Below are 22,578 nucleotides of genomic sequence, written 5' to 3' on the forward strand. Positions count from 1 at the left end.
GTGCGCATTCTAGCAAGGTGACAGAAATTTGGCAGACCCAAGGGGGAGGCTGGCAGGAATTAAGTTGGTGGGGATGGGGCTTGATTTCAGATGAAAGCGCTTTAAAATGCCCCATTTTTGTGACAGCGGTAACATATTTTCGGCCGTTGCCCTTTCCGAGGAGAGTCTGCATGGGCAAGTTTCTGCTTTGCTATCTGGTCGGTGGTCTGGTGGCCATCAGTTGGGCCGCGCTGCCCGCCCATGGTCCCTGGGATCAGTGGGACCTCGCGATTTTTCACACCGTTAACGGCTGGCTCGGGCAGTCGCCTTTGTGGGCCGATCTGGTGGCCATCACCAACAACCGGCTGTTCGATCTGGTGGTGCTTGGCTGCATGGGATTGATCCTGGCTCGCTGTTTCTTTGCCCGTGATATTGCTGGTCGTCGCCAGCTGGTGGCGATGGGCATAGTGATGCTGCTAAGTGCACTGGTGATCAATCAGCTTGGTCACAGATTGCCGGTGGAGCGACCCAGCCCGACCCTGATGGTGGCCGATGCGCTGCGGGTGACCCAGATCAGCGGTATTCCGACCAAGGACTCTTCCGGTGACAGCTTCCCCGGGGATCACGCTCTGTTCCTGATGATCTTCGCCGGCTTTGCTCTGCGCTACCTGCCGCGCTGGGCGGGGATTACTGCGCTGCTGATGGTACCGCTTTTCTCCGCCCCCCGGATTTTCTCCGGCGCGCACTGGTTTACCGATGTCTATGTCGGCGCGCTGGGGCTGGCGACCCTCTGTCTGCCCTGGTTGCTGCTGACGCCGCTGGCGGATCGGCTGATAGGCCGCATCGCCCCCCGATTGGCCCGTGTGCCGTTGCTGCGCAGTCAGACCCACTGATTGAGCGTCGCAAAATAAAACGCCCCGACATCTTCATGTCGGGGCGTTTTGCTATGGCCAGCTCGGGAATTAACCCTGATAGCCGTTGGGGTTCTGGCTTTGCCAGCGCCAGGTATCGATCATCATCTGCTCCAGACCACGCTCTGCCTGCCAGCCCAGCTCGGCACGGGCCTTGTGCGGCTCGGCCCAGCACTCGGCGATGTCGCCCGGGCGACGGGGTTTGATCTGGTAGGGAATGGGTCGGCCGCTGGCCGCTTCAAACGCCCTGATCATCTCCAGCACCGAATAGCCCTGACCGGTGCCCAGGTTATAGGTAAAGACGCCGGTATCCGATTCGATGCGAGCCAGCGCTTTGAGGTGACCGATGGCGAGATCCACCACGTGGATATAGTCGCGCACCCCGGTACCGTCCGGCGTCGGGTAGTCGTTGCCAAACCCCCCCAGCTCCTTGAGCTTGCCCACGCCGACCTGACTGATATAGGGCAGCAGGTTGTTGGGAATGCCATTGGGATCTTCGCCAATCAGACCGCTCTCATGGGCACCGACCGGGTTGAAGTAGCGCAGCAGCACGATGGCCCAGCGGGGATCAGATTTGGCGAGGTCGCGCAGGATCTCTTCGACCATCAGCTTGGAGCGACCATAAGGGTTGGTGGCGCTGGTGGGGAAATCTTCCCGCAGCGGTACCGAGGCCGGATCGCCGTAGACGGTAGCCGAGGAGCTGAATACCAGCCGGAACACGCCGGCCCTGGCCATCTCTTCGCACAGCACCAGGGTGCCGCTGATGTTGTTCTGGTAGTAGGTGAGCGGGATCTGGCTTGACTCACCGACCGCCTTGAGGCCGGCGAAATGGATCACCGACTCGATCTGGTGGGTGGCAAACAGCTGCTGCAGACAAGCTCTGTCCAGCACGTCCCCTTCGACGAAGATGACCGGCTTGCCGGTGATCCGTTCGACCCGCTTGAGTGACACCGGTGAGGAGTTGGAGAGGTTGTCCAGCACCACCACCTGCTGCCCGACGTTCAAGAGTTCAACCAGGGTATGGGAGCCGATATAGCCGGCGCCCCCTGTAACCAGAATTGTCATTTTTTATCCCGTCTTCGACTGAAACTGGGGCTGCGTCTACCTGCCCGGCCCACTCGGGAAAAGCGCGAGATGCCAGGAACGCGCTTCAATAGTCGACGGTGACATCCCCGCTGGCGGTGCAGGAGCAGGCCAGAGCCACCCCGCTCTCGAGATCCTGCGCACTCAGGGTCATCACGCTCTGGCGCTCGATATCGCCTTCCGTGGTGCAGCGGCAGGCACCGCATACCCCGGCGCGGCAGGCAGCCATCATGGTCTCGCCCACAGCTTCCAGCGCTGCCAGCAGGGTCTGGCCCGGCAGGATCTTCACCTTCTTGCCGCTCTTTTTCAGGGTTAGCCAGAAGTGGTCGCTGCTGGTTGCAACTGGCGCCGTACTCGATGTAACCGCCGGCAGACCGAACGACTCCTGGTGCAACTGCGCTTCCGGTAGCCCCAGTTTCGCCAGCATGGTGCAAACTGCGGTCATGTAAGGCGCGGGCCCGCACAGATAGACGTGGCGCGCGAGCAGGTCTGGTGCCAATTCCTTCAACATGTCCGCTGTGAGCCGGCCAACCCAGGGGTGATCTGCAGGGGCCTCTTCCAGAATCAGGGCATGGCGTACACCGGGATGAGCCTCAGCCAGTGCAGCCAGCTCGTCTGCGAAGATCACATCTGCTGGCGAGCGGGCACTGTGAATAAAGCGGATGTCGGCGTCCGGCCGTTTGACCAGCTCGCCCCGCAGCATGGCCCACATGGGGGTGATGCCGGAGCCGGCGCTCAAGAGAAGCGGCCGCTCGCAGGGCAAAGCGGTCAGATTGAAGTCGCCGAAGGGGCCATCCACCCGGATCTCGTCCCCCACTTGCAGGGTCTGGTGCAGATGGTGGGAGACCAACCCCACATCCTTGATGGTGACCTGCCAGCAGGCATCCTGCGGGCTGGAGGAGAGGGTATAGGCGCGGCAGTGAGGCTTGCCATCGATCTCGGTATGCAGGGTGATGCACTGGCCAGCCAGCACGGCTGGCAAGGTTCCCGCCACTGGGGAAAGTCGCCAACTCGCCACGTCGTGGGTATCTGCCCGGCGACCGATGCAGCGCAGGGTCAAAGAGGTGGAGGTCATCGCAAGGCTCCTCTTGCTCGGAAATCGCTTTGAAAAAAGGCGAGCTCAATGGCTCGCCAAACGCTTACAACATGCTGGAATGTCAGGCCGCCAGGATCTCGGCCAAGTCAGCCTCGGCCGTGGTGGTCCCTTTCAGGCCAAACTGTTCCTCCAGCACCTTGAGCAGGGCCGGGGTGAGGAAGGCGGGGGCGGTCGGGCCGGTACGGATGTCCTTCACACCCAGTGCCAGCAGGGTGAGCAGGATGACAATGGCCTTCTGCTCGAACCAGGAGAGCACCAGCGTCAGCGGCAGATCGTTGACGCCGCACTCGAACGCCTCGGAGAGCGCCAGCGCGAGCTGGATGGCGGAGTAGGCATCGTTGCACTGACCCACGTCCAGCAGACGGGGAATGCCGCCGATGTCGCCAAAGTCGAGCTTGTTGAACTTGTACTTGCCGCAGCCCAGCGTGAGCAGCAGGCTGTCGCGTGGCGCAGCCTTGGCAAACTCGGTGAAGTAGGCGCGCTCGGCCTTGTCGCCGTCACAGCCACCCACCAGGAAGAAGTGGCTGATCTCCCCGGCTTTTACCTTCTCAATCACCGCCGGTGCGGCCTGCATCAGGGCATTGCGGGCAAAGCCGATGGTGATGAAGTACTCCAGCTCGGTGTGCTTGAAGCCTTCCAGTGCTTGCGCCTTGGCGATCACGGCGGAGAAATCATCCCCCTCCAGATGAATGACACCCGGCCAGCCGACGATGGAGCGGGTGAAGATGCGATCCGAGTAGTTGCCCACGTTCGGGTCGATGATGCAGTTGGAGGTCATCACCACGGCGCCCGGGAAGTTGGCAAACTCCTTCTGCTGGTTTTGCCAGGCGGAGCCGTAGTTACCCACCAGATGGGGGTACTGCTTGAAGAAGGGGTAGGCCAGTGCGGGCAGCATCTCGCCGTGGGTGTAGACATGAATGCCGGCCCCCTTGGTCTGCTCCAGAATGAGCTTGAGATCCATCATGTCGTGGCCGGAGACCAGAATGCACTTGCCGGGAATTGGCGTGACCCTGACCTGGGTCGGTTCCGGGTGGCCGAAGGCCCTGGTTTCACCCAGATCCAGCATCTCCATGATTTTGAAGTTGAGCTGGCCGATCTCCATGGCGCAGTTGAACAGACGACCCATTTCGCTCGGATCTGTGCTGAGCCAGCTCATGATACGGTGGAATTCGGCGGCCACCTCGTCACTCTGCTGATCCAGCACCCGGGCGTGCTCCATGTAGGCGGCAGCACCCTTGAGGCCGTAAAGGCAGAGCAGGCGCAGCCCCATGATGTCCTCATTCACCTCGTTCTTGCCCCGTGTATAGAACCTATTGAATTGATCACTGGTGACATAGATTAGGGAATAAGTGGGATCAGCAGGGATAAAGTGGGATCAAATCAGAAGTGGCGCGGCCTGCAGAGTTATTGAGACTCTTCAGGCCGTATTCGTTATGGGAGATCGCACGATTGATCACTGGATCCAAAAACGGCCGAAAATTACGAGTAGATTGATCACTAGTGATTTTTGTGAGATGGCTTTAAACGACATTTAAACCAGCATCACGTTTCGTTGATGATGCGCACAACTCGGCCGATGACCTTGCACTGTGATTCAGCGTCGCCACTCAGGGTGATCGGCTCATAGCGCGGGTTCTCACAGTTCAAGCGCCAGCCGCCAGGAATCTTCTGCACATTGCGGATAAGCGTTGCTCCATCGACCTCAACGGCCATCAGGTAGCCATCAGACAATCGATTATCGCGGCTGTTGATGATGACTATATCGCGGTGCTTTATCCGCTGCGCCATGCTGTCACCACTCTGCACATAAAATGCCAGATCGCTAGAATTAAATCCTCTGTATTTCAACCACTTGGGAGATACTGGCAGGGTTCCACCAACATCGCTAAAGAAGCGTTCAGGCTCCTCTATAAAAAAGCGAATATTGACTGATTCATCATGCTGCATTGATTTGTAAGATGATGATTTTTCTGAAACATTTGGTTCATCTTCAAAAATCCCTCCCAAATAACCAACTGTACAAGCTGCAGCTGCCGCTCCTCCAAAAAATGGAAGGCCTACCATTCCCGGTGAACTGCTGGCCGCAAGGCCTGTAGCAGGTCCAGTAACAACGGACGATAGGGTTTCAGCAGGCGTTTCTGGCTGCTCCCTGCTTACCTCTACAAGGTACTCCACGCCAGGGCCCTTAACCCCTGTCTGCTTGCGTTGCTGCCACCCATCCCGCTTCGCCTTCTTGTGTACGCCCTGGATCGTGCTGGGCATTCCAGGGAGTTCCGCGATCTCTTTTGCTGACATCCATTGGTTTATCACAAACTCTCCTTATATAAACTCAGTTTATATAAACTGATGAAAGTTTATTTCTATACAAATCAATACCTTGTCGTGCTTCTTGATGATTTTAGATATAAACCACTTGCGGCAGATTAGTTTATCAATAAACTGGTAATCAGAAACGGTTATCAGAACCGGTAAGAATCCTAAGCCAGAAGTGAGGTTAATGAAATGGAAAATAAAGATTGGCATAGGGCTGATGTGATTTCGGCGCTGAAAAAGAAGGGGACCAACATGGCTCGCCTGTCCCGTGAGAACGGGCTTGATAGCGGAACCCTTTACAACGCGTTTTCCCGCCCTTGGCCGAAAGGCGAGCGGATCATTGCTGAAGCTCTGGATGCCAAGCCTGCTGATATTTGGCCGTCCCGTTACCCAGAAATGCAAGAAGCGGTCTGACGGAGGCTGTCATGGAATGGTTCTCAATTAACGACGTAGTAGGCCTTGCCGGGCTTCCATCATCCGTGATGGGCGTTCACAAGATGGCAAAGCGTGAAGGCTGGGTCAGCCGCCGTAAAGAAGGCGTAAGAGGCAAGGCGCTGGAGTTCGCTGTATCCAGCCTTCCCCCCACCGTCCAAGCCGCCCTGCTGCGCAAGTCTGGCAAGGTCAAGGTCGGCGGCATGACGCTGGATCTGCCCAAGCCAAAGGCCCCGCGCTACTGCAAAGAGCAGCTGTGGGCCAACTGGAAGAAGGCCAACGACAAGGCGCACGCCACCGCCAAGGAACGGGTCAAGGCCGTGCAGGCCGTCCATGCCCTGGTTGCCAGCGGCAGCACCCTGATGCAGGCCTATCAGCATATCTCTGACGAGTTCGGGATCGCCTTGCCTACCCTGCGCCGCCACTGCTCAGCTGTGAAAGGCTTTGACGATAGCGACTGGCTGGCCGTGCTGGTGCCAAAACAGCAGCAGTCCGCGCTCGAAAACCGCGCCGGCAAGCTGGCAAAGGTGAGCGAGCAGGCGTGGGAGTTCTTCAAAGCCGACTACCTGCGCAACGAGCGCCCGAACGCCGCCAGCTGTTACGAGCGCCTGAAACTGGCCGCCCGCGATCAGAACTGGGTGGTGCCGAGCCTCAACAGCCTGATGCGCCGCATGGATCTGGAAGTACCGCACGCCCAGCAGGTCATGCTGCGCGAAGGCGAGCACGCCATGATGCAGCTCTACCCGCCACAGGAACGCACCATCGAAGGGCTGGATGCCATGAGCTGGATTAATGGCGATGGCTACCTGCACAACGTCTTCGTGCGCTGGTTCAACGGCGAAATATTGCGCCCGAAAACATGGTTCTGGCAGGACATCTACAGCCGCAAAATCATCGGCTGGCGCACCGATATCAGTGAAAACACTGACTCGATCCGCCTGTCACTGATGGATGTGTGCAGCAAATACGGCATCCCGCGTGAAATCACCATCGATAACACCCGGGCGGCGGCCAACAAATGGATGACCGGCGGCGTGCCGAATCGCTACCGCTTCAAAGTCAAGGAAGATGACCCGCTCGGCATGATCCCCATGCTCGGCATCAAGCTGCACTGGTCCAGCGTCCTGCTGGGCAAGGGCCACGGTCAGGCCAAGCCGATCGAGCGCGCCTTCGGCGTGGGCGGTCTGGATGAAATCATCGACAAGCATCCGGCATTGGCTGGCTGCTACACCGGCCCCAACCCGATGGCCAAGCCAGAGAATTATGGTGAACGGGCGGTAGATGCCGAAGAGTTTCTGCGCGTGGTTGCCGAAGGTGTTGCCCATTACAACGGCAAGCTTGGCAGAAATACCGAGGCCTGCCACGGCGTCATGAGCTTCGACCAGGCATTCGAGCAGAGCTATATGCAGGCCACCGTGCGCAAGGCAACCAGCGAGCAGCTGACCATGATGATGCTGCAGTCAGAAGCCTGCCGCGTCAGCAAGTACGGCACCATCAAGCTTGAATCTGGCGGCACCATCCGCAACCGCAGCAACCGTTATTACCACGAAGAGCTGGCCGCCTATCAGGGCCAGAAGGTAGTGGCACGGTTCGACCCGCAGCGTCTGCATGACGCGGTGATCGTCACCACCCTCAACGGCCTGCATATCTGCGAAGCGGCATGCCAAGAGAAAGTTGCCTTCGGCAATACCCAAGAGGCCCGCGAGCACACCCGCAAGCGCACCCAGTTCGTCAAGGCCAACAAGGCCGCCGCACTGGCTCAGAAAGGCATGTCGGCAATGGAGGCCGCCGCGCTGCTGCCCAGTATCAGCGACGAAGAGGCGCCAGAGGCCAAAGTGGTCGAGATGGTGCGCCCAGCTTCCATCGGCAATGCCGCGCTTGCTGTCCAGCCGATGGCCCAGCCGGTCGCCACACCGCGCAGCGAAATTACCGCAGACATCATGGAAGCCCGTTTTCAACAGGCCGCCGCAGCCATGGCTGCAAAACAGAAAAACCGGATTTAACCGGCATTTAAACCACAAAAAAAGCGGCCATACGGGCCGCCTGAAAGGAGTAATTCAATGACCAATGTAGTCGCACTCGACCAAACCGGCAATACCGATGCCATCACCCGCATCAAGGCACTGCTGGAACAGAGCATCGTCACCCAGGCGCAGATCGCCAAAGAGATCGGCGTCAGCCCATCCACCGTCAACCAGCTGCTGAACGGCAACTACAAGGCCGACCCGGCGCCGATGATGCAAAAGCTGGCCAACTGGCTGACCGCCCGCGACCAGCGCGCCGATGCACCACGCGATCCCGGCTTTGTGATGACCGAGACCGCCAAACAGATCATCGCGGATATGAACTACGCGTTGGCGACAGAGAGCATCGTCATCATCCACGGTATCTCTGGCGTGGGCAAAACCACCGCCCTGCGCGAGTTCCAGCGCACCAACAACAACGTGTGGGTGATCACCACCTCCCCAAGTCGCAGCACCATGACCGAATGCATGTATGAGCTGGCCATGGAGCTGGGGATGGAGAACGCCCCGCGCCTGCGTGGCCCGCTGGCCCGCGCCCTGCGCCGCCGCCTGCTCAACACCAAAGGGCTGATTGTGGTGGATGAAGCGGATCACCTCGACCGCCCCACCCTCGAAGAGCTGCGGATTCTGGTTGAGGAAGTGGGGATCGGCATGGTGCTGGTCGGCAACTCCCGCGTTTACACCCAGCTGACTGGCGGCCAGCGCAGCGAAGATTTCGCCCGCCTTTACTCCCGCGTCGCCAAGAAGCGCGCCCTGACCAAGGCTAAGCGCGCTGACGTGATGGCCGTCGCCAGCGCCTGGAATATCGACGGCGACGCCGAGCGCAGCCTGCTGGTGCAGATCAGCGAACGTCCCGGCGCCCTGCGTCTGGTCAGCAAGAACTTGAAGTTGGCCGTGGCCTGCTCTGGCGGCGAGCCGCTGACCGAGCAGGTACTGCGGTATGCGTTTAACGAGCTGGAGGGGGAGTGAGTCATGGGTAAACACACACCAGAACCGTGGGCCGTTCATCAGGATGCAAGTGGAGATGTCTTCATTTCATCAGCGGTGACGTCATTTCACATCGCTGAGGTAGGGAGCGAAGACGATGAAACAGTATTTGCAGATGCCAGCCGCATCGTTGCCTGCGTGAATGCCTGCGCAGGTCTGCCTCAAGAGGCGCTTGATGGTGGTTGGAGCGCAACCGGAATCAGTGCTTATGCAGCGGATCTTGAAAAGCAGGTTCGCCACTTTCAAGAGCGCCTCGCCGTGTTTCAAGCGCAATTCAGCATGGCAAAAGACCTGATCCACGACCTGCGCACACCAGTCGAAACAGGTCTTCACAATGCCAAGGTTATGCGCTGCGAGCTGGGAGTGGAGAAGAGGCAGGACGAGCTTCGCCGAATTGAAAACATCCTCAGTTGGAAGGAGTCGGACTGATGAACGCACCAAAGGAACAAACCAGCTTCTACGGCGTCAAGACCGCGCCATGGACGCACATCAACCTGCTCAGCGGTCGCAAGGGCCGCGTGGTGGAGCAGAGCGATGGCGAAGTGGTGATGCAAGACGAGAAAGGCTGGGCACAGAGCTATGACGAAGACCGCCTGCACCTAAGCTGGGCGCCGCTGAACAGTGATTCACAAGGAGAGCAAGCATGAACATCAAGACCCCAAGCATTTGGACCAAGTCGCATCGCATTGCCCGTAATTTGCGCAAGCTCGGTTGTCAGATTCTGGCCATCAAATCGATCCATCAGCGTCCAATCATCGAGATCGCTTACCCCACTGACGAGCTGAAAAAGGATGCCATTGAGCTAAACGAACAGGTCAATGGTCTGCGCCGCCGCGCCTACGCCGCTCGCCTGGGAGGTTGCATCATCCACTGGCATGAAGAACCGAGCCGAGACGACTTCGAGCTGACCGGCAACATGACCGCCGTTGAATACCTGCACCACCGTGCAGCCGGTTTCCCCGCTTAACAGGAGCAACAACATGACCAACCAAACCGACAAAATGCGCAAAAACGCCCTTGGCCACTTCGTGCCGGAGTCCCTGATCCCTGCTGTGGACCTGCTGCGCGATGACCTGACTACCCGCCTATGCACCGAGGCCAAAGAGGAAAAACTGCGCCTGCTGGCCCGCAAGGCCAGCATCGCCCAGGAGATTGAAGCCTTTATGGACCTGTCTGCCGCCGAGTACGGCGTGCAGTACGGCGGCACCAAGGGCAACGTCACCCTGACCAGCTTTGATGGCCGCTTTCAGGTGGTGCGGGCCATCGGCGAGCACCGCAAGTTTGACGAGCGCCTGCAGACCGCCAAGACCCTGATCGACGGCTGCATCGGCCGCTGGAGCGAGGGCAGCAGCAACGAGATCCGCGCCCTGGTGGATCACGCCTTCCGCGTCAACAAGGGAGGCCATGTTGACGTCAATCAGGTGCTATCCCTGCGCAAGCTGGACATTCAGGATGCCGAATGGAAGGAGGCCATGCAGGCCATCGCCGACGCCATCACCGTGGTCGGCAAAGCCGAGTACATCCGGTTCTACGAGAAGACCGGCACAGGGGCCTACAAGGCCATCGTCATCGACTGGTCGAAGCTGTGAGGCCTGACATGAAAAACGAGAACCTGATCTATCTGCTGGAAGTGATCGCCAGTACCGCCAGCAACGACATCGAATCAGACGAGTTCGAGGTTGTGTGGGAAGACAAGAACGGCATGGAGGGATGGACTACCGAGTCCATCACCGCCACAGCCAAGCAGGCTGCAGATGCACTCAAACATGACGTGTGTGATATCGACCGCGACCAGTTCAAGCAGCAGCTGCTGATGTCAATTCTGCTGGCAGAACGCAGCGAAACAGTCGGTACCGACTTTGAAGATGGCACCTATGAACAGGGCGTTCGGGATGCCCTGCAGTGGGTGGCTGGCTGGATCTCGTCAGCAGCTCCCCTCAATCCGGAGGAGTACCCGGAGATCGTGGCGGAAGCAAACCGTCTGGTGAAAGCCAGCGAGTGCAAGACCATGGGGCCAACCTGCCGTGGCTGCCCTGACTGCGGGCCGGTGATGGGTCATGAAACCTATCAAGAGATGTTTGGCCAGCAACAAGATGGAGTTTGAAACCCGCTATGGCCCGCTGTACGTCACCCGCCACGCCTTCGAGCGCTGGGTGCAACGTACCGGCCGCAGCGAACTGGAGATGCTGGGCGCCCTGTCACGGGCTTGGCGCCCAAGCAAACGCCAGCTGCGGCGGATCCGGCAGCGCGAGGCGGGATGGAGCCCGCGCCGGATCCTCGAATGTGACGATGCCTATTTCATCTTGAAGAACGGCTCCATCGTCACCGTATACGACAAGCAAACCCGATTTGAACAGGAGTTACACCATGGCTAATGCAGTGTTGAAGGGCGACGAGATCGCCCGCAATCCAAACGGATATCTGGCGCTGGCCACTCAGGCAGCAGATCTGGAGCGTGAGGAGCGTTACGCCGCCGCGCTGGAGATGTGGAAGGCCGCCGCCAAGGTCGCCAAGAACAGGCTCAACGTGGATTATGCCCGCCTTCGCGCGTCGCTCTGCGTGACCTTTATCCACCGCTATGGCAAGAGGGCAGCGTGATGGCTATCAGCAAAGAGCAATGGCAGGCCATCGCGGCCGAGCTGAAAAAGGGCTGGGTATCGATGCTGTTCAGACTGCATGGGCATGAAGTCTATGTGACCCGCGAGCACAAGAGCGAAAGCACAACCTGCCTTGGTGTGTATATCGATGGGTTTATGAAAGGCATCTGGTGCAAAGAGCTAAGCGATATCGACCCGTCAGACGAGTTCATGAACAAGGTGGTAAAGCAGGTTTACTTCCACAAGTTCAGAGCCCGTTACACCAAGAAAGCGTTGGAGGAACAGGCCAAGTTCAAACGTAAGTGGGGTGCGAAAGAAGCCAAGGAGATCTGGGGTGATAACCCGGAGAAAGCAGGCCACACCTACCTGTTTCCCTACTTCGGCAGCAGCACCGCGCTGGTGCGCCAGTTCAAGAAGATTGAAGGGCTGGAGCTGGTCAGCGAACTGAAAGAGGTGGCCGCATGAAAATCAGCCGCCGCACCTTTCGCATCCTCGCCGTGGTGTGGGGATTGGTCTGGGCCGTGCTGATTGTCGGCGCCGTCCACTTCGTCAAGAACGCATAGGAGCACGTATGCAAACAGCAGCCGAGAAGATGAGCCGCCAGATTGCTATCCATGTCAACAAGATTAATGCCCTGCTGTCAGGTGAAGAGATCTCAAAGCACACCGAGTCAGAGTTGAGTTTCTTGATGGGATTTATGCATGGCCTGCATAGCGCGCTGGAGTGCGGTGACATGGTTGGCATGACAGCCGCAGAGCGCCACAACGTGGTGATCGAGCTGGAGAATGCCGTGTGGATCATCCCTTCTTTTGCAGCCGATGGCCGAAAGCGGAGCGCCAATCAGCGCAAAGGCGGTTTTATCAACATCATCAAGCGAATTTTCAACTAAGCGAAACCATGCCGGGGTTGCCCGGTATGGTCTGCCCAGCGTGGTGGTTGGGCACTGATGAGCAGCCGACCGGGCCCGGTCATAACCCACTCACGATAAGCGAGGACGCTATGACCAGAAATGTGCTGAACAACCTGTTAAACCGGCTCTATGGCGAGATGGCCATAGCGATGAACTGGAAAGAAAAAGTGGTGCTGCAGCGCCGCTTTATCGCCCTGGCGCGGGGCGCCAGAAAGTACCGCGCCCACGATATTGCCGGTGATGCCCTGCGTGAAGCTGAGCAGCTGCTGGCAGAGCTGGAGGCAGATCGCCTGCAGCTGATGGATGGCAAGGGGGCCGTATGCACGGTGAATACACGCCACTGATGAAAGCGGGGCTGCTGCAAAAGCGGCTGGAGAGCGGCAAAGCCCGCATCGACCCCGATATGGGGCTGGAGAAGTTCTGCACCGGATGCAACGACTACTGGCCCCAAGACACCGCCTTCTGGTCTGTGCGCAACCATCCCAACGCGCCAGACGGCCTGCAGCACTACTGCAAGGCCTGCGAATCAGAAGGCAATGCCGAGCGAAAGAGGAAATACCGCCATGGCACTGACCCGCTACCAGCGCAAGATGGTGAATTACGTCAAAGCCAATATGCCGTGTTACGCCACCCGCGCCCGCAAGGATATGGACGAAAAGACGCTGCGTGAACGGGAGAAACAGGCCGATGGCGTCGCCATGGCCTGGCTAGACAAAACGGTACCGCGCTGGCGCGAAGGCCAGCCACCAAAGACCAATAAAGTGATTGTGACCGTCAGCAAAGACGACGAGGAAGAAGACGATGAACATTAAATCTCGCTGCAAAATGACTGAATCAAGATTGGCGCGAATGAAAAAAGAGGTGTTGGCCGTTCCGCTCTGGAACCATATGACCGGCGGCGAGCTGGCCGATGTGCTGGGTTACAACAGCCAGTATGTTTCTGGCGCGCTGGCAGAGCTGCGAGCCCGGGGTGAAATAGAGGTGGCCAGCCCCATCACTCTGCTCAAGATCCGCCGCTATCACCAGCTGAACAAGCTGCTGGAAAATCCAAGAGGCAATCATCATATCGATGCGCTGACCGTTGAGATTTATGGCAATGACGGCAAGTTTCGTGCGACTTCTCGCCGCAGCCAACTGCGTGAACTGATTGCAGACTGCAAAAACGCAGGGTTCCCTGTGCCGCATGAAAGCCGCATATTCAGTGAGCATCCGAGTTCAGGAAAGGTAAGCCAGAAGAAAATGACACTGAGCTATATCCCGCTGTCCAAGGTTGACCCTGACCACCTCGCCCAGTTCGTCAACATCTGCCAGATGAACGGGGGCCGCCATGCAGCCTGATGCCCTGCGTCTGCTCAAGATTGTGCAGGTCGGCCGCCGCGAACTGGGGCTGGATGAGGAGGATTACCGCGCATTGCTGGAATCCGTGACCGGTGCCCGCTCGGCCAAGGGTTTAAGCGCCGCTAAGCTCGAAGCGGTCATTACCGCCATGAAGGGGCTGGGATTCAAAGTCAAAGGGGGCGCTCAGGTAAACGGTCGCCGCTCCCCGCCAAGCTCTGCCAAAGTGCAGGCGCCGGAGGTGCGCAAGGTGCGCGCCATCTGGATCACCATGAGCAATGATGGCCTGCTGCAGGATGGTTCAGAGGACGCGCTGGGCAGCTTTATCCGCCGCATGACGGCCAATGCCAACGGCGGGATTGGCGTCAATCGGGCAGAATGGTTAACATCAGCGCAGGCCGAGCGGGTGCTGGAAGCGTTGAAGAAGTGGCATATCCGCCTGATGACCGCCGCCATTATCGAGCGCGGGGATATCGTCCCCGCCTCACGCGGCCACCAGATTGATGCGATGCCGGGTTACGACCTGATCCGAGAAGCCTATGAAAACCCGGGCTGGCGGCCAGCGCAGATAATGGTGATCGATGGCAGCAAGACAATCAGCGAACTACAGCAAAAGGAGAATTGAGATGGCAAAGATAAGCGGATTCGGTATTGCCGTGTTGGGTGTAATTGCGCTGGTAGGTAGTGGCGTTGCCTATCTAGCTGCAGATGAAAAGCAGCAGGTAAGCATTAGTCTGCAAGGAGAAAAGGATGGTGTTGACCGCACTTCAGCCGTCCAAGCAGGGTTTGGCCAATTGGCCAAGCTGTGCCCTGCCATTGTGAAAGCCACGGATGTAGTTGTCATTCATGAGCAAGGCGAGCTTCTTGTATGGCGAAACGAGAAGCTTGGATGGCAAAGCGATTACTACTTCAAGGCGGTTGACCGTCGTGGAGAAACCCACCACTTTTACCTGCGCGATGATGGAAAGAACGAGCTGATCATCAACGCAAAGCAGGCCAGCTTGGACTGGTGTGGCATCAAGCAGAAGATGGATGGATATTACCTTGCTACCTTCTAGCCCATGAATTGGGCGCCCAGATCCACTGCGTTATCATATAAACACCCGGCTTAGTCCGGGTGTTGCTTTATCTGCCGTTCGCACGCCGTTTGGGGGCCATATGAAAGACGAGACCGACCTGAGCACTGTTGATCTGTTTGGCGTAGGGGTTGACCTGAATGCCATCGATCCGGAAACCTACCGCATGCTGAGTGATGACACCGCCCCGGGATGGAGCGAGCAGCTGCGCGCCATGTTCGACACCATCGAGCATGTGGTCGCAGCGCACCGCGATTCGCCCATGCTGTCGTTCGTCATGCTCTCCGAGTTCTGCCGCACCTTTGGCGGGGCCCCCTTCTACGTGCCGAACGGCAAGACCCTGACCACCGTGCTGCGCTCCATCCAGATCTGGAAAGAGTTCAACGGCAAGAATCAGTTTGAACTGTCACGCAAATTCGGGGTATCGGTGCGGGAAATTCAATTTGTGCTGGCACGGATGCGCCGCAGCGAATTGCGAAAAGTGCAGCCGGATATGTTCACCGGACTGGATCCGGTTGCTGATGGAAATGGACGGCGTAATGGTCGGGCATATTAAACGACAATTCGATAGCAAATAGAGGCGGCCAACTGGCCGCTTTTATTTTGTCTGCGCTTTATACGATATCCGTCAATACACCACCCGAGCATATAAAAAGCACACTCAACGAAATTCATTATTTCTCAGGTGTGTCATGTCCATTTATGCGCTTATCAAATACGAAGAGGGTTGGCGCGAAAAACCCTATCTCTGCACCGAAGGTTATCCCACTGTAGGATTTGGATTTCGCATCGGCCCCCAAGGCGCGGATATAAAGCTCTATCAATTCACCTTGCCGCTGGCCGCTGGCGAAGCGTGGCTGGATGAATATCTGGCGAAGATGGAACGCGAGATGCGCACCATCCCGCATCTGGCCGATGCGCTCGATACCTGCGCCACATCTCCCGCCCGTACTGCCGTGCTCTACTCCATGGCCTATCAGCTTGGTGTGAAGGGGCTTGGCAACTTCAAGAACACCCTTGCCGCCGTGGCCCGTGGCAACTGGGACAAAGCCGCTGCCGGCATGCTCGATAGCCGCTGGGCCAAGCAGACGCCCAAGCGCGCCCAGCGCCACGCCGAACAGATGCGCACCGGCCGCTGGGCCAGCGTGTACGGGGGCTGATATGGGCCGCAACTGGGAGTGGAGTTTTAACCATGGCCGCGAGCAGCGGCTGAAACGCGAACGCGAGGCGGCCGAACAGGGCATCGCCGAGTGCGATGTCGATCGCCGCGTGCCGCTCCATAGCCGTGACGGCACCATGCAAAGCCAGTTCAAAAAAGGGTGGTGTTCCGTGACGCCATCCGAGATCTACGACGCCCGCAACTGTCACCGCTTCAATATCCTCACCACCTGCAACGGCAAGGCCGCAGAGCACTGCGCCAGACTGCGTGCGCTTTTCAAGAAGGATGAACCACCATGCCACTCCCGTTAATCCCCGCACTGGCCGCGCTGGCGGTGCAGCAGGGCCCCGCCATGATCCGGGGCATTGCCAGCCTGTTTGGTGGCAGCAAAACCGCGAACAAGGTCGCCGATATTGTCGAGCAGGTATCCGGCGTCGGCATGACAGCAGAACAGCAGCAGGCTGCTATCGAGCGGCAGCTTGGCGGCATTTACAGCCCGGAACAACGTGCCGAGCTTGAAAAGCTCAAGCTGGAGTTGGAGAAGGAGCAAACCCGCCGCCGCGAGCTGGAGCTGGCCGACCAGCAGGCCGAGCAGGCCGCCACCCAGCAGACCATCCGCGAAGGGGATGGCGCCACCGACACCTATGTGCGCAACACCCGCCCGTTGATGGCGCGCCAGAGCTGGTATGCCACCGCGCTCTATGTGCTGGCGTTCGAAGGGCTGCGCGTGGCCGGTTACGGTGACGGGGCGGATATCTCGATGATCGCCATGCTGTCATCCCCCGCTTGGGCCTATATGGGCCTGCGCACCCTGGACGGCTTCGCCCCGCATCCCAAATCCTCTGGCCAGAAGGTGCAGTCCGTAGTCACCGGCGCCGTCTCCAAACTACTGACGAGGGCCAAATGACCGACCTTTTCGACCGGGCACAACAACAAGAACAGGAGTTCCGCGAGCGCGCCATCACCAATGCCAGGCGCCATCGCAAGGAACAGCCGGATCAGGACGAGCACGGGAATCGCTTTTGCCTGACGTGTGGAGAGCAGATCGCCGCCGAGCGACTGCAGGCCGAGCCGGATGCAGTGCGCTGCGTGCCGTGCCAATGCCGTGTAGAGAGAGCGGGGAGACATCGCTATGGAGTTTGACTGGATCCCTCGTTGGTGGGGCGTTATCACCACGGCAGTCGCGGTGCTTGCCACCGTAGCCATGCTGTGGCTGAGCAAGACGTTCGTCCGCCGTGAGGAGTTGAAGAAGGTGGAAAATACCATGGCTGATCACAGCACCCGCCTCGCCAATGTTGAAGAGAAGTTGGACGCGATGCCAACTCAGGAAGAATTGAATGCCCTGCGGCTCGATATGGCCGAGATGCGCGGGGATATCAAGGCTCTGCGTGAAGCCCTCCATCCGGTAAATCACATTGCGCAATTGCTGCTTGAGCAGCGTTTAAACGACAAATAAACGGGGGTTGTATGAGTAGTAAAGAGTTCGTGCTAGAAGACCAGCGTCTGATCATCCTGAAAGAGTTGAAAGACCAGAACGGCTACGAGACCAACGATTCGATTCTGGATACGGTGCTTGAAAACTGGGGACACCGTATCAGCCGCGACGCGGTTCGCACCCAGATCTGCTGGCTGGAAGAGCAGAACCTGGTCACCACCCGCACCATGGGCGAGTACCTGATCGCCAAACTGACCAGCCGTGGCTTCGATGTCGCCAAAGGTGACGCCACCGTGCCGGGTGTCAAGAAACCGCGTCCGGAGTAATCACCATGAAACAAGCCATCATCCTGCTCTGCTGCGCCCTGCTGGGTGGCTGCATTGAGCATGCACAGTCAGGCAGCGAGCAGCCTAAAGAACAGCAGGTGGAAACGATAGGTAATGATATTTCTATCGGGGTCTGGCATGACGACCAGAGACAGGTTACCTGCTGGGTTTATTTCGGGTACCAGCTCGGTGGATTGTCATGCATTCCTGACAGCCAGCTGGCAGGTGGCAAGTGAAAAGCCGCCTGCTGGATATCGCCGCCATGATGGTGACCGGCTATCTGCTGGCGCTGGTCATGCTCGGAGATCCCGTCTCTGCACTGTGGGGCAGCACCGCCCCGCTGATTGACAAGCTGCTGGAGTAATCATGGCCCCCAAGAAGAACACCAAGAGCAAGATCCAGCAGCTGCCGGACGACATCCGCAGCCAGCTGGCCGCGATGCTGCGATCTGGCTCCATGTCACAGAAGGACATTCTGGCCGAAGTGAACAAGCTGATCGTGGAATCCGGCCTGCCGCCGGAAGAGCAGATAAGCCGCACCGGCCTTAACCGTTTCTCCAAGCGGATGGCAGAAGCGGGCAGCCGTATGGAACAGGCCCGCGAAGTGGCCGCCGTCTGGACGTCAAAGCTCGGGCAGGCCCCCACCTCTGAAGTGGGCAAGTTGCTGCAGGAATTCGTGCGCACCATGGCGTTTGAAACCTCCATGAAAATGATGGACGCAAGCGACGGCGAAGAGGGCAAGATGATTGACCCGAAATCGCTGGGCCAGCTGGCGCTGGTTATCCAGCGGGTGGAGCAAGCCGCCATGACCAGCCACAAGGTAGAGAAGGAGATCCGCGCCGCGTTCGCCGCCGAGGCCGCCAATGCCGCCGAGAAGATCGTGAAGCAGGCAGGGCTGACAGCCGAGACCGCCGCCCAGATTAAACAGCAGATCTTGGGGATTGCGTGATGAACCACCTGACCGCCGCAGAAAACCAGCTTCGCAACCAGTCAGCGGCCGCCATTATCGGCGGCCAGTTCAATCCTGACGAAGTGCTGCTGCCCTATCAGAAGCGCTGGATAGCGGATACCTCACCGCTCAAGATCGCCGAGAAGTCGCGCCGAACCGGCCTTACCTGGGCAGAGGCTGCCGATGCTGCCCTGACCGGCTCCATGTCGGCGGCAGCCGGTGGCGGCGATACCTTCTATGTCGGTACCACCAAGGACATGGCGCGCGAGTTTATCGACGCCTGCGCCATGTGGGCCCGCGCCTACAACTGCGCCGCCAGCGAGGTGAGCGAAGAGGCGCTGGCCGACGAAGACAAAGACATCCTGGTCTATGTCATCAACTTCGCCAGCGGCTTCAAAATCAAGGCGCTCAGCTCGAACCCCAGCAACTTGCGGGGTATGCAGGGCAACGTGGTGATCGATGAAGGTGCCTTCCACAAAGACCTTGCCGCCATCCTCAAGGCAGCTCTGGCGCTGACAATGTGGGGCAGCAAGGTGCGCATCATCTCGACCCATAACGGTATCGAGAACCTGTTCAATACCCTGATTTTGGACAGCCGAGCAGGCAAGAAGCGGTTCAGCGTGCATCGCATCGATATCGAGACGGCCATCAATGAAGGGCTTTATCGCCGTATCTGTCAGGTAACCAAGAAGCCATGGACCCAGCAGCTGCAGGACGAGTGGCTGCGCAACCTGCTGCGCGACACCGCCACCGAAGAGGATGCGCGGGAGGAGTATTACTGCGAGCCAAAGAGCGGCGGCGGTGCCTATCTGCCCCGTGGCCTGCGCGAACGGGCCTGCCGGGTCGATGGCCCTGTGCTGCGCTTTACCGGCTCGGCCGCCTTCAACGGCTCCAGCGAATCGGAGCGCAATGCAGAGATGCAGGAATGGCTGGAGGCCGAAGTATTCCCAGAGCTGATTAAGCTGGATCGCAGCCATCGCCATGCCCTGGGCGAAGACTTCGCCCGTTCTGGTGACCTGACGGTATTCGCCCCCATTGAGGTGCTGCCGGATACCCGCCGCCGGGTGCCGTTCACCATTGAGCTGAAAAACACCCCGTTCAAGCAGCAGGAACAGGCGCTCTATTTCATCTGCGATCGCCTGCCGCGCCGCGATGGTATCTGGCTCGATGCCCGTGGCAACGGCCAGTATCTGGCAGAACAGGCCGCCTATCGCTACGGCCAAGAGGTGGTGCAAGTGATGCTGTCGGTCGGCTTCTACCGCGAAAATATGCCGCGCTTCAAAGCGGCGTTTGAAGATGACGAGCTGGAGCTGCCGCGCCACGAAGACATCATCACCGATCTGGGGCAAATCCAGATCTACCGTGGCACCCCAGGCATCGACGACAGCCGCACGCAAGGGTCTGATGGCAACAAGCGCCACGGCGACTCGGCGGTAGCCATCTTCTTGGCCTATCTGGCCAGCCGTGCCGAAAACCAAATTTACGAACTGCACCGCATCGCCAAGGTGGGTGCGCCAGCAAAAGACAACGACAGCCAGCGGCAAATGAACATGACCCGTGGCCTGCGTAGCGGAGGCGGATTACTGTGACCAACATTCTCGATAGCCGGGGCAACCCCATCAAACCCGACAAGCCGCAACTGAGCGAAGATATCGCGCTGGCCCACACGACCAGCGTGCGCAATCCGCGCCCCAACAGCGTGGCCAGCACCATCACCCCGCAGCGGCTGGCTGGCCTGCTGCGATCAGTGGTGGATGGCAACAACCCGCAGGATTACATGACGCTGGCCGAGGAGATCGAAGAGCGCGATCCCCATTACGCTTCCGTGCTGCGCACCCGCAAGCTGGCGGTGGCAGCGCTACCACCCAGTGTCGAGGCCGCCAGTGATGACGCTGCGGATGTGCGGCTGGCCGATGAAGTGCGCAAGTTGATGGAGAGCGACCAGATACCCGAGCTGTTCTTCGACCTGCTCGATGGCCTTGGCAAGGGCATGGGGGTTTGTCAGATCCTGTGGGATACCACCGTCACCCCATGGGTTCCGCAAGATTACAAATGGGTTGACCCCCGCTATCTGCGGATGGATACCGATACCCTGAGCGAGATCCTGCTTATCAGCGACGATGCGCCCCAGGGCAAGCCATTGCAGCCCTATAAATTCATCACGCATCTGCCGCGCTCCAAGTCAGGTAACGTCTGGCGCAACGGTCTGACTCGCCAATGTGCCGTGCTCTATATGCTCAAGAGTTTTACGGTGCGCGACTGGTGGGCATTTGCCGAAGTGTTCGGAATCCCCATTCGGGTTGGTAAGTACGGGCCCAACGCCACCCCAGAGCAGATTGCCACCCTCAAGAACGCCATCGCCACCATCGCCAGCGATGCCGGGGCTATCATCCCGGATAGCATGATGGTCGAGCTGGTAGAGACCGCGAAGGGCAACGGCGGAGATACCCTGTTCGAAAGCATGGTGCGCTGGTGCAACGAAGAGATCAGCAAGCTGGTGCTCGGTCAGACCATGACCACAGAGAACGGCAGCAGTATGGCGCAGGCCAACGTGCATAACGAGGTGCGGCTGGATATCGCCAAGTGGGATGCCCGCCAGCTCGAATCGACCATCAACGAGTACCTGGTCAAGCCCTTCATCATCCTGAACTGGGGCGTGCAGAAGGCTTACCCCCGCGTCTGCATCCGGGTGCCTGAGCCGGAAGACCTCAAGCTGCTGGTCGATAGCCTGATGCCTCTGGTTGATCGCGGCATGAAGGTGAGCGAGAGGGAAGTGCGTGACAAGTTCGGGCTGGCCGACCCGAAAGACGATGAGGCAGTGCTGCAGCCGCTCAGCGCGATGGAGGTGGCCGCCGCGCAGCCGCTGGCCCTTAACCGCCAGCAGCCTAAGCGCTTGGCCATCAACCGGATCCAGCAACCCAATGAACAGGCCATCGAGCAGCTGACCGAAGAGGCCATGGGAGACTGGGTGGAGGTTGGTGGAGATGACTTTATGAACCCGATCCTCGAATTGTCGGCCAAGGCCACGAGCTTTGAAGAGTTCAATGATGGCCTGCTCAAGCTGCAAGAGACCTTGACCGCCGAGCAGTTCACCCCGCAACTGGCTGATTACCTGTTCCGGATGCGTGGCATGGGGGATGCGCAAGATGCCTGAGCCGAAAGCGTCCGTCTTTCCGCCAAAAGAGGCGCTCGACTGGTTCAAGAAAAAGGGGCTGCAGCCCGGGTTTGATTATCGAGATGTGTGGAAGGAGGAGCACAGCAACGCCTTCACCGTCGCCAAGATGCTCAACGCCGATCTACTGGTCGAGGTGCGGGCCCTGGTCGAGCAGGCGCTGGAGCAGGGCCAGACCTATCAGCAATTCGCTGCCGTGCTCAAGCCGCTGCTGGTCAAGTCGGGATGGTGGGGCGTGCAGGAGCTTGACGACCCGCTGACCGGCGAAACCAAGCCGGTACAACTGGGCAGTGAAGGGCGGATAAAGATCATTTACCGCACCAACATGCGCACCGCCCGCGCCGCTGGCCAGTGGCAGCGTATCGAGCGCACCAAGCGGGCCATGCCCTATCTGACCTATACCATCGGGCCAGCGCGGGAGCACCGCGCCCTGCACCTGAGCTGGCGCGGTATTACCCTGCCGGTGGATCATCCATGGTGGCAAACCCATATGCCGCCCAACGGATGGGGCTGCCATTGCGGGGTGCGCCAGATAAGCAAGTTCGAATACGCCAAGCTGCAGGGCAATAGCGGGTTCAAGTTTGCCGCGCCAAACGATGGCACCAGCGAGTGGGTGAACAAGCGAACCGGTGAAGTCGAGACCCTGCCGAAAGGGATCGAGCCGGGGTGGGATTACAACCCCGGCAAGCGCCGAGAGCAGGCCTTGCAAGCCGACCTGAAAGCCAAGGAGCAAACATTGCGCCAAACGCTCTCTAAGCCTCTGTGAGCGTTTTTGGCTACCAGCGCACGAACAAT

At 58.9% G+C, this 22,578-nt stretch carries 34 protein-coding genes, 1 other RNA gene and 1 pseudogene; 32 read left to right on the forward strand and 4 right to left on the reverse strand.

Translation table 11 applies throughout. The features are described 5' to 3' along the window. The first annotated feature begins 170 nt into the window (after positions 1-170). Positions 171-872, forward strand: a complete 702-nt coding sequence (locus BS300_RS11115; RefSeq protein ID WP_071912743.1) for a phosphatase PAP2 family protein — start codon at positions 171-173, stop codon at positions 870-872. 69 nt (positions 873-941) lie between these two features. Here the strand turns inward: BS300_RS11115 and galE are convergent, their stop codons facing one another. The 4 genes and pseudogenes from galE to BS300_RS11135 all read right to left on the reverse strand — a co-directional run bounded on the left by galE (position 942) and on the right by BS300_RS11135 (position 5,379). Then, positions 942-1,955 carry a UDP-glucose 4-epimerase GalE gene (gene galE, locus BS300_RS11120; RefSeq protein ID WP_071912744.1) on the reverse strand — a complete coding sequence of 338 codons (1,014 nt, stop codon included), beginning with the start codon at positions 1,953-1,955 and terminating at the stop codon, positions 942-944. Between the two features lie 85 nt (positions 1,956-2,040). Beyond that, positions 2,041-3,048 (reverse strand): hybrid-cluster NAD(P)-dependent oxidoreductase, encoded by a 1,008-nt coding sequence (locus BS300_RS11125; protein ID WP_071912746.1) that lies wholly within the window; start codon positions 3,046-3,048, stop codon positions 2,041-2,043. 82 nt (positions 3,049-3,130) lie between these two features. Next, positions 3,131-4,369, reverse strand: a pseudogene (gene hcp / locus BS300_RS11130) (hydroxylamine reductase); the annotation flags it as partial. Positions 4,370-4,611: 242 nt separating this feature from the next. Then, entirely contained in the window at positions 4,612-5,379 is a 768-nt protein-coding gene (locus tag BS300_RS11135) for a S24 family peptidase (RefSeq protein WP_071912748.1), read from the reverse strand. A 192-nt stretch (positions 5,380-5,571) separates the two neighbouring features. On the opposite strand from BS300_RS11135, the gene BS300_RS11140 reads away from it, so the two are divergent. The 31 genes from BS300_RS11140 to BS300_RS11290 all read left to right on the forward strand — a co-directional run bounded on the left by BS300_RS11140 (position 5,572) and on the right by BS300_RS11290 (position 22,549). Further along, the gene (locus BS300_RS11140) at positions 5,572-5,796 is read left to right on the forward strand and encodes a helix-turn-helix transcriptional regulator (protein ID WP_071912750.1); all 225 of its coding nucleotides are present in this window, start codon (positions 5,572-5,574) and stop codon (positions 5,794-5,796) included. A gap of 11 nt (positions 5,797-5,807) precedes the next feature. Continuing rightward, positions 5,808-7,817, forward strand: coding sequence for a transposase domain-containing protein (locus BS300_RS11145; RefSeq protein WP_071912752.1), 2,010 nt, complete (start codon positions 5,808-5,810; stop codon positions 7,815-7,817). A 57-nt stretch (positions 7,818-7,874) separates the two neighbouring features. After that, positions 7,875-8,807, forward strand: a complete 933-nt coding sequence (locus BS300_RS11150; protein WP_071912754.1) for an AAA family ATPase — start codon at positions 7,875-7,877, stop codon at positions 8,805-8,807. A 3-nt stretch (positions 8,808-8,810) separates the two neighbouring features. Continuing rightward, positions 8,811-9,254 (forward strand): hypothetical protein, encoded by a 444-nt coding sequence (locus tag BS300_RS11155; RefSeq protein ID WP_071912756.1) that lies wholly within the window; start codon positions 8,811-8,813, stop codon positions 9,252-9,254. Next, a complete protein-coding gene (locus tag BS300_RS11160) occupies positions 9,254-9,472 on the forward strand; it encodes a hypothetical protein (RefSeq protein ID WP_071912758.1) in 219 nt (72 codons plus the stop codon). Before BS300_RS11155 ends, BS300_RS11160 begins: the two co-directional genes overlap by 1 nt. Further along, positions 9,469-9,792 carry a hypothetical protein gene (locus BS300_RS11165; protein WP_071912760.1) on the forward strand — a complete coding sequence of 108 codons (324 nt, stop codon included), beginning with the start codon at positions 9,469-9,471 and terminating at the stop codon, positions 9,790-9,792. Before BS300_RS11160 ends, BS300_RS11165 begins: the two co-directional genes overlap by 4 nt. Before the next feature lie 13 nt (positions 9,793-9,805). Next, positions 9,806-10,414 (forward strand): DUF3164 family protein, encoded by a 609-nt coding sequence (locus tag BS300_RS11170; RefSeq protein WP_071912763.1) that lies wholly within the window; start codon positions 9,806-9,808, stop codon positions 10,412-10,414. 8 nt (positions 10,415-10,422) lie between these two features. After that, complete coding sequence (locus tag BS300_RS11175) at positions 10,423-10,929, forward strand: hypothetical protein (RefSeq protein WP_071912765.1); 507 nt, start codon at positions 10,423-10,425, stop codon at positions 10,927-10,929. Beyond that, positions 10,919-11,200: a hypothetical protein gene (locus BS300_RS11180; RefSeq protein WP_043849721.1), complete on the forward strand. Its 282-nt coding sequence runs from the start codon at positions 10,919-10,921 to the stop codon at positions 11,198-11,200. Before BS300_RS11175 ends, BS300_RS11180 begins: the two co-directional genes overlap by 11 nt. After that, positions 11,193-11,423 (forward strand): ANR family transcriptional regulator, encoded by a 231-nt coding sequence (locus BS300_RS11185; RefSeq protein WP_071912767.1) that lies wholly within the window; start codon positions 11,193-11,195, stop codon positions 11,421-11,423. Before BS300_RS11180 ends, BS300_RS11185 begins: the two co-directional genes overlap by 8 nt. Continuing rightward, positions 11,423-11,887, forward strand: a complete 465-nt coding sequence (locus BS300_RS11190; protein ID WP_071912770.1) for a hypothetical protein — start codon at positions 11,423-11,425, stop codon at positions 11,885-11,887. Before BS300_RS11185 ends, BS300_RS11190 begins: the two co-directional genes overlap by 1 nt. 127 nt (positions 11,888-12,014) lie before the next feature. After that, on the forward strand, positions 12,015-12,311 hold the full coding sequence (locus tag BS300_RS11195) for a hypothetical protein (protein ID WP_143241765.1): 297 nt from the start codon (positions 12,015-12,017) through the stop codon (positions 12,309-12,311). Beyond that, positions 12,310-12,382: hammerhead ribozyme type II (locus BS300_RS11200), an RNA gene on the forward strand. The genes BS300_RS11195 and BS300_RS11200 overlap by 2 nt, the downstream gene beginning before the upstream one ends. 39 nt (positions 12,383-12,421) lie before the next feature. Further along, on the forward strand, positions 12,422-12,676 hold the full coding sequence (locus BS300_RS11205; protein ID WP_071912774.1) for a hypothetical protein: 255 nt from the start codon (positions 12,422-12,424) through the stop codon (positions 12,674-12,676). A 219-nt stretch (positions 12,677-12,895) separates the two neighbouring features. Next, on the forward strand, positions 12,896-13,144 hold the full coding sequence (locus tag BS300_RS11215) for a hypothetical protein (RefSeq protein WP_071912776.1): 249 nt from the start codon (positions 12,896-12,898) through the stop codon (positions 13,142-13,144). A 37-nt stretch (positions 13,145-13,181) separates the two neighbouring features. Then, positions 13,182-13,670, forward strand: coding sequence for a hypothetical protein (locus tag BS300_RS11220; protein WP_071912778.1), 489 nt, complete (start codon positions 13,182-13,184; stop codon positions 13,668-13,670). After that, complete coding sequence (locus BS300_RS11225; RefSeq protein ID WP_071912780.1) at positions 13,660-14,292, forward strand: regulatory protein GemA; 633 nt, start codon at positions 13,660-13,662, stop codon at positions 14,290-14,292. The genes BS300_RS11220 and BS300_RS11225 overlap by 11 nt, the downstream gene beginning before the upstream one ends. Before the next feature lies 1 nt (position 14,293). Continuing rightward, the gene (locus BS300_RS11230; RefSeq protein WP_071912781.1) at positions 14,294-14,725 is read left to right on the forward strand and encodes a hypothetical protein; all 432 of its coding nucleotides are present in this window, start codon (positions 14,294-14,296) and stop codon (positions 14,723-14,725) included. Positions 14,726-14,825: 100 nt separating this feature from the next. Continuing rightward, positions 14,826-15,299 carry a Mor transcription activator family protein gene (locus BS300_RS11235; protein WP_043849605.1) on the forward strand — a complete coding sequence of 158 codons (474 nt, stop codon included), beginning with the start codon at positions 14,826-14,828 and terminating at the stop codon, positions 15,297-15,299. Between the two features lie 136 nt (positions 15,300-15,435). Further along, entirely contained in the window at positions 15,436-15,903 is a 468-nt protein-coding gene (locus BS300_RS11240) for a glycoside hydrolase family protein (RefSeq protein WP_071912783.1), read from the forward strand. A 1-nt stretch (position 15,904) separates the two neighbouring features. Beyond that, positions 15,905-16,213 carry a hypothetical protein gene (locus tag BS300_RS11245; protein WP_071912785.1) on the forward strand — a complete coding sequence of 103 codons (309 nt, stop codon included), beginning with the start codon at positions 15,905-15,907 and terminating at the stop codon, positions 16,211-16,213. After that, positions 16,198-16,809, forward strand: a complete 612-nt coding sequence (locus tag BS300_RS11250; protein ID WP_071912787.1) for a hypothetical protein — start codon at positions 16,198-16,200, stop codon at positions 16,807-16,809. Before BS300_RS11245 ends, BS300_RS11250 begins: the two co-directional genes overlap by 16 nt. Next, positions 16,806-17,045 carry a TraR/DksA C4-type zinc finger protein gene (locus BS300_RS11255; RefSeq protein ID WP_071912789.1) on the forward strand — a complete coding sequence of 80 codons (240 nt, stop codon included), beginning with the start codon at positions 16,806-16,808 and terminating at the stop codon, positions 17,043-17,045. Before BS300_RS11250 ends, BS300_RS11255 begins: the two co-directional genes overlap by 4 nt. After that, positions 17,035-17,358, forward strand: a complete 324-nt coding sequence (locus BS300_RS11260) for a DUF2730 family protein (protein ID WP_071912790.1) — start codon at positions 17,035-17,037, stop codon at positions 17,356-17,358. Before BS300_RS11255 ends, BS300_RS11260 begins: the two co-directional genes overlap by 11 nt. Positions 17,359-17,369: 11 nt before the next feature. Next, on the forward strand, positions 17,370-17,663 hold the full coding sequence (locus tag BS300_RS11265; protein ID WP_071912792.1) for a hypothetical protein: 294 nt from the start codon (positions 17,370-17,372) through the stop codon (positions 17,661-17,663). 5 nt (positions 17,664-17,668) lie between these two features. Further along, positions 17,669-17,899, forward strand: a complete 231-nt coding sequence (locus BS300_RS11270; protein ID WP_071912794.1) for a hypothetical protein — start codon at positions 17,669-17,671, stop codon at positions 17,897-17,899. Next, the gene (locus tag BS300_RS21545) at positions 17,896-18,027 is read left to right on the forward strand and encodes a hypothetical protein (protein ID WP_275654998.1); all 132 of its coding nucleotides are present in this window, start codon (positions 17,896-17,898) and stop codon (positions 18,025-18,027) included. The genes BS300_RS11270 and BS300_RS21545 overlap by 4 nt, the downstream gene beginning before the upstream one ends. Positions 18,028-18,029: 2 nt before the next feature. Next, complete coding sequence (locus tag BS300_RS11275; RefSeq protein WP_071912796.1) at positions 18,030-18,611, forward strand: DUF3486 family protein; 582 nt, start codon at positions 18,030-18,032, stop codon at positions 18,609-18,611. Further along, positions 18,611-20,200, forward strand: a complete 1,590-nt coding sequence (locus BS300_RS11280) for a terminase family protein (protein ID WP_071912798.1) — start codon at positions 18,611-18,613, stop codon at positions 20,198-20,200. The genes BS300_RS11275 and BS300_RS11280 overlap by 1 nt, the downstream gene beginning before the upstream one ends. Continuing rightward, complete coding sequence (locus BS300_RS11285; RefSeq protein WP_071912800.1) at positions 20,197-21,765, forward strand: DUF935 domain-containing protein; 1,569 nt, start codon at positions 20,197-20,199, stop codon at positions 21,763-21,765. The genes BS300_RS11280 and BS300_RS11285 overlap by 4 nt, the downstream gene beginning before the upstream one ends. Next, positions 21,758-22,549, forward strand: a complete 792-nt coding sequence (locus tag BS300_RS11290) for a phage minor head protein (RefSeq protein ID WP_071912941.1) — start codon at positions 21,758-21,760, stop codon at positions 22,547-22,549. The genes BS300_RS11285 and BS300_RS11290 overlap by 8 nt, the downstream gene beginning before the upstream one ends. Positions 22,550-22,578: the final 29 nt, after the last annotated feature.

The organism is Aeromonas sp. SCS5, from assembly GCF_001887375.1.
Classification (GTDB): Bacteria; Pseudomonadota; Gammaproteobacteria; order Enterobacterales; family Aeromonadaceae; genus Aeromonas; species Aeromonas jandaei.